The organism is Companilactobacillus sp. y65-5 (genome assembly GCF_057541095.1).
This window is the reverse complement of record NZ_BAAJOA010000005.1, coordinates 182,924-189,072: the sequence shown is the minus strand read 5'-3', so window position 1 is coordinate 189,072 and position 6,149 is coordinate 182,924. Positions and strand designations below refer to the sequence as shown.

6 protein-coding genes are annotated in these 6,149 nt (G+C 39.4%); all 6 read left to right on the top strand.

Annotated features, from left to right (window positions below):
• Positions 1-394: 394 nt before the first annotated feature.
• The 6 genes from AC27FM_RS10140 (at position 395) to AC27FM_RS10115 (ending at position 6,056) form a co-directional block, all read left to right on the top strand.
• Entirely contained in the window at positions 395-2,008 is a 1,614-nt protein-coding gene (locus AC27FM_RS10140) for a helix-turn-helix domain-containing protein (RefSeq protein WP_487087946.1), read from the top strand.
• A 257-nt stretch (positions 2,009-2,265) separates the two neighbouring features.
• Complete coding sequence (locus AC27FM_RS10135) at positions 2,266-3,462, top strand: MDR family MFS transporter (RefSeq protein ID WP_487087944.1); 1,197 nt, start codon at positions 2,266-2,268, stop codon at positions 3,460-3,462.
• Between the two features lie 12 nt (positions 3,463-3,474).
• Complete coding sequence (locus tag AC27FM_RS10130) at positions 3,475-4,392, top strand: alpha/beta hydrolase (RefSeq protein WP_487087942.1); 918 nt, start codon at positions 3,475-3,477, stop codon at positions 4,390-4,392.
• A complete protein-coding gene (locus AC27FM_RS10125; protein ID WP_487087940.1) occupies positions 4,379-4,852 on the top strand; it encodes a hypothetical protein in 474 nt (157 codons plus the stop codon). Before AC27FM_RS10130 ends, AC27FM_RS10125 begins: the two co-directional genes overlap by 14 nt.
• Positions 4,853-4,857: 5 nt before the next feature.
• Positions 4,858-5,700 (top strand): sulfite exporter TauE/SafE family protein, encoded by an 843-nt coding sequence (locus AC27FM_RS10120; protein WP_487087938.1) that lies wholly within the window; start codon positions 4,858-4,860, stop codon positions 5,698-5,700.
• Positions 5,700-6,056: a DUF1634 domain-containing protein gene (locus tag AC27FM_RS10115; protein WP_487087936.1), complete on the top strand. Its 357-nt coding sequence runs from the start codon at positions 5,700-5,702 to the stop codon at positions 6,054-6,056. Before AC27FM_RS10120 ends, AC27FM_RS10115 begins: the two co-directional genes overlap by 1 nt.
• The last annotated feature ends 93 nt before the right edge of the window (positions 6,057-6,149 follow it).

Below are 6,149 nucleotides of genomic sequence, written 5' to 3'. Positions count from 1 at the left end.
CGAACACAGAAGTTAAGCTTCTTCACGCCGAAAGTAGTTGGTGGGAAACTACCCGCGAGGATAGGAAGCTGCCACGCAATTCTAAAAAGGAAGGACATTGTCCTTCCTTTTTTTGTGCTCTTTTTAATAAATAAATATTTATCTGTATTTATTTGATATAAGGCGTAAAATATCTTTATAATATCGATAAATTAGAATTTTTTTTATATAATTAAAGTAATAGTCTAAATGCAGTAAATCGCTTTGATTGGGACGCTAATTCAGTACGAATGAACGATTTTATAATTTCGTTTATTTAATACGATTTTTAAATTAATTAATATATAAATTACATTAATGCAAACGAATGCATTTTTTACTATGATATAATTTACTTAACTTGGGGGTGGCAGTATTGGATAGTTTTACTGACCTATTTTTATCTAAATCGGAAGTAGAAAAGATTCAATTATTTAACAAAATCAAATTGATCCGAACGAACCAACTTGCTAGTTCGGATTTAATTGGCACTTATCGTAGTCGTAACATTGTAGTAAAAGATATCAACCTACGTAAGGCCGCGTATCAAATGAATAAGAGCTACGGTAGTGTTTACAATACCTTCTTAGGTATTCAAGAAGACTTTCGCGATATCCTGAAGAAAGAAGATTACAGCGTTGAAGAGATGTTCAACGTTACTAGAGATGGATATCATGCTTATTTGACGACTAAATCAGATGGGTACCTCTTTTTAGATGCGATTATAAAGAATACTGATAATTCATTCCAACATTTTTATACAGCTTTGAATAGTAGTAAGGCGACTGTGCTACGCCATCTTAAGCCCGTCAGAAGCTATTTGAAACGTTTCGGTGTACGGATAGCTTATGAGCCAATGCGCTTCGTTGGTGACGAGGAGTCAATCCGTCTGGCTATCGCAGCCCTTTATTGGAATGCTACACGTGGTTATGTTTGGCCTTTCGAGGATTTCACTAAGGAAACGGCTTTTAAGGTCGTTGATATCGCCTTAGATAAGTATCGCATGAAGCCAACTAACCAAATCACGAAGTTGTTCTATGCTTACGTCGTCATGTCACACTTGTATCGGATCATCGAAGGTAATCACATGCAAAACATGGATGCCTTGAACGTGATCAATTACCCATTTCCTAATATTTTTGAGAGTGCTAGTTCGATGTTGGAGGGGAATACTGGTAGTGCCAAGGTCCGTGAGTTGAAGCGGGCGATCAAAGAAGATGTCAGTTACGAAGAGCAGATGTTCCAATCAGCTGATTTTTACATCCTATTGATGTGCGTACCAACGACCTTTGAAGTCTCAGATGAGTACTTGAGATCTGTCTCAAAGCAACTAGTCAGATACAATCCGTTGTTCGCTAACTTCATCGATGACTTCCTCGAATTGATCCCGATCGATGTTGAGCAGGTCATCTCTGAATTTGCATTGTCACACAAGGAGTTCTTGCGTTACAAGTACAACCTCACGACGTGTATCATTGGGGTTTTGGCTCTAGATCGTAATTATATCGAAATCTTGAATCTTTATTCTGGTTTTGGTGATGCGATCAGTAAACTCGAAGATGAGAACTTGAAGAGTAAGATCGGCTCGACGGTGCAACATCTGATGCTTCGTGATAAGTATCAGTCATTAAAGGGTAAGTCTCGAGCAATCTCTGAGGCTATCTATGCGATAGCTTATAGATTCTTCTCACTTTATAACAAGAATATCCAAGTGAAGATCTACTTGGAACTGGAATCATTCTTCTTAGTTTACTCTGATTTGTCAGTAACATTGCAGTCACTACCATATGTTAAGATCGTCAGTGACTCGCGTGATGCTGACATCGTGGTGACGGCGAATAGTGACAACTTGCCAGCGGATCAGATCAAGCCTGATACTTGTATCTATCGTTGGATGTACAACGGTGTCGATGGTCAGATGGGTGGCTTATTGAACTTGATCTACAAGATCTGGACAGAAGAGAAGGTTTCTGAAAATCCTAATCTTTAATGAAAATAAAGTTTAAACTTCTTGCATAGTGCGTAAAAATATATTATGATATGGAATGTGCGATGAGTCGAGAGCCGTCGAATTAGGACGGCACTTTACAGTAGGATATCATGATTTACTCACCGGATATGTTGTGAGGGATATTTTCAGAAAATTGTGTGAACCGATTTTCTGATTGCTCAAATTGAGTACTACATTTTGAAACCATGGTTGATACCATGGTTTTTTTGATGGAAAAAATTAGAAGAGGTGAGAAGATGCGTTCTCAAAGAATATGGCTTTTGATAATGAATATTACATTTAACTTGGTGATGGGTTTTATATTGCCGGTTAATACGATATTCATTCATAAAAATCTACATCAACCATTGACGACAGCGGGATTCATATTGATGATCTATTCGATCGTGATGATGATCGGTAATGCACTCGGTGGAGTGATGTTCGACCGTTTTTCACGACGTGGAACTTTATATATCGGTTACATAATTTCCTTTGCGTCATTGATAATGATGGCGATTCATCATGAATGGCCTACATATGTGATTTTATTAGTAACATTAGGTTTTGGTATGGGACTAGCGTATACCGCTATCAATGCTTATACCGCGTTTATTGCTGAACAAATGGTTCGTGATAGTCGAACGATTTTTAATAATATGTACTTGGCTGCCAATATGGGAATCGCTATCGGTGCAACAGCCGTAGGTTTCATCTTTAAGAAGAGCATCTTTTTGACTTTCTTCATTCCAGCTATGATGTTTGCCTTATGTATCGTGATCTTATTGTTTAAGGCTAATACACTAGATCAAACTAACGAAGAAGCAGCAGAGATTTCTGAAAAAACTAATTACAAACCTCGAGAAGAGATTGATCCCAAAATTGCAATCGGAGACCAGCGTTTCAAGATCAATATCATCATGATCTGCTCGGTCATCTTCGCGATGTGGCTAGGATATTCACAGTGGGATAGTAATATTTCGATCTTCATGTTGGACGAAGGTTATACGACTCGTCAATACGGATGGGTCTTCACGATCAATGCGGTGTCACTATTGATCATTCAACCGCTCATGAATCGCTTTGTTTCAAGGATCTTCAAGTTACTCAAGAGTCAAATTTTCTTAGGTACGATCATCATGGGATCATCATTCTTACTCTTGCCGATTGCTAAGAATTACTTGATGTTCGTGCTCAGCATGTTAGTCTTGACCATTGGTGAGTCGATGGTTTTCCCAACAGTACCAGCACTTCTGAGCAAAATGTCTACGACTAAGAATCGTGGGACTTTCCAGAGTTTTTATAGTATTTTTGGGTCTTTAGGCCGAGCTTTAGGACCTTATGCCGGCAGTTTAATAGTTACGATGTTATCATTCAATTATTTATTTTATGTAGTTGCTGCACTAATGATTGCTGCAGCTGTTACAATGGAGAGCGTAAAAGAATTAGATTAAAGGAGATTTATTATGGCAATAGCAGTGATCATATTGTCGTTGGTAATCATTCTGATTCTCAACGCTCTTTTTTTGTTCATTCAAAAACGAGGTTCCAAAGCGTTGGGGTCTGGTGCCGCTCCCAATGTTCAAAAAGATCCAGGATTAGAAGAAGCAACTGCTTTGTTCTTACAAAAAGATAAGCAGGAATTAGTGATCAAGTCCAACTATAATGGAAATAAGTTGGTCGGCTGGTTCACGGACAATGACGCTGACACGACCGTCATCTTGGTGCACGGCTTTGGAGTGGATCACAATTCGTTGAATGTCCACGCGCAATTGTTCAGTAACTTAGGCTATAATGTTTTGCAGGTCGATAATCAAGCGGCTGGTAAGAGTGAAGGTAAGTACATTGGTTATGGTTTCATCGAGAGTCGTGATTTGTTGCAATGGATAGATGAGATAGTTCGTCTTCGTAACGACGATATCATCCTGTTTGGTGCCTCGATGGGGGCAGCGACGGTAATGTTGACAGCGGGTGAAAAACTATCAGATAATGTAAAGGCGATCATCGAAGATTCTGGCTATACGAGTACGATCGACGTTTTGAGCTACCACTGCCAACAACGTTACCACATCAAAGGACGCTTGCTGATCCGAGGTATCTCATTGATATCTAAGATCCGAGCGGGATTTTTTTATGGTCGGGCTGATTGTCAGAAGGCTTTAAAAAAGAACCACTTGCCGGTCTTGTTCATTCACGGAACGAACGATCTGACAGTACCATTTTGTATGAAAGAAAAGTTATTAACATGTGGAAACTTTCCTAAGATGTCATACACTGGTCCGGGAATCCACATTCGTAGTTATTATGTCGATTCGATCAATTATCGAGCAACTGTGGAAAAGTTTTTGAAAAAATATTTAGGAGAATCTTATGAAGATAAATAGTACAGATTATATGGAAAAAATTGCCAACGAGGATTTTAAGCAAACTAACTTGAAGATCAGTAAGGATGACTTGCTCAAAGAAGATCCTTGGATGCTGGAAGAAGCTAATAAACAGATCGAAGACGACCTCAACACTGGCCACTTGTCACAAGTCGTCATCAATGTGGTCGATGCTGAATTCGAGATCACTTTTTATTTAGAAACAACTTTAAATAACTTGCCTTTTGCTGATGCCAAAAAGGTCATGCACTTCTTTGAAGAGAGTGAAGAAGTCGAGACTAAAGTTTACCTGTCAACGGCTTGTGAATATTTGAATGCCTCAAGATTCCATATTGATTTAGTTTCTGAAAATATGCCTAATAATGATGAAATTAAGCAAACTTTGGGTATAATGAAAGATAATTATGAAAAGTCATTAGAAAACTTTTCTAATAAAGAGGAAGAAAAAGAGGATAAGTAATAAAAATGAACTCAATGTTATTACTGCTGGTCATGGGAGTAGCAGCAGGATGTTTGGGTGCCATTTTGGGTATCGGTGGGGGTATGATCATCACACCTGTACTGACGATCATGATGGGACTAGACATCAAGTATGCTATCGGTGCTAGTATAATTTCCGTGATCGCGACTAGTTCGGGTTCCACGATAGCCTACTTAAAAGACGATATGCTCAATCTGCGTGTAGCGATGTTTTTAGAAATCGCAACCACAGTCGGGGCGATCATGGGGGCGTTGTTGGTCGGGGCTTTCTCCAGCTCGTTTCTATACGTTTTATTTGGATTTTTCTTGTTATATTCTACTTATAATATGGTGCGCAAGTTGATGGATAAGCACGGTGAGCAGATCTACACTGGCGATGACCAGATCGTCAATAAGCTCAAGTTAGCCAGCACTTACTATGATAAGGCGGAACAAAAACAAGTCGATTACTCGATGAAAAATGTGCCCGGTGGCTTCATCATGATGTGGGCAGCTGGTCTAGCCAGTGGTCTTTTAGGTATCGGAAGTGGCGCTTTCAAGGTCATCGCTATGGATACGATCATGAAGATGCCTTTGAAACCTTCAAGTGCTACAAGTAACTTGATGATGGGTGTCACTGCCGCTGCCAGTGCCACGGTTTATTTCTTCAACGGTTCCATCAGACCTGATATCGCTGGACCTTTGGCTATCGGAGTTTTAGTTGGAGCAACTATCGGTGCTAGGATCATGCAAGTTTTGAAACCACGAATGATCAGGATGATCTTTATCCCAATTATTTTTTATATGGGCTTGCAGATGGCACTTAAAGGATTTGGAGTGAATATCTAATGCGTAACGAAATGCATGAAGTTGAACTAGTGATCGGTAAGATATTGCGAATCGGTGTCGTGACCTCAGCCATCGTTATTTTGGCTGGTGTGATATTGTACTTCACCAATGGTGGCAGTGGTTATGCAGCAACTGAGTTCCCGAGACGTCTGTCAGCGATCTTCAGTGGAGTAGCTGAAGGTAGGTCTTACGCGGTGATCATGTTGGGCGTCTTTTTGTTGATACTGACACCAGTGTTACGAGTAGTCGTCTCGATCTATGCTTTTTACAAAGAAAAAGATACGATGTATGTCGTTATAACGACGTTAGTATTGATCATCTTAGCAATCGCGATGATACTAGGTTATCGAAGCTAGACAAGTCTGAGTTAAAGCTCAGGCTTTTTTTGTTTGCAATTATTAGCGGACAAATACGAACAGATGTTTTATAATTAAAGGTAATTATTTTTT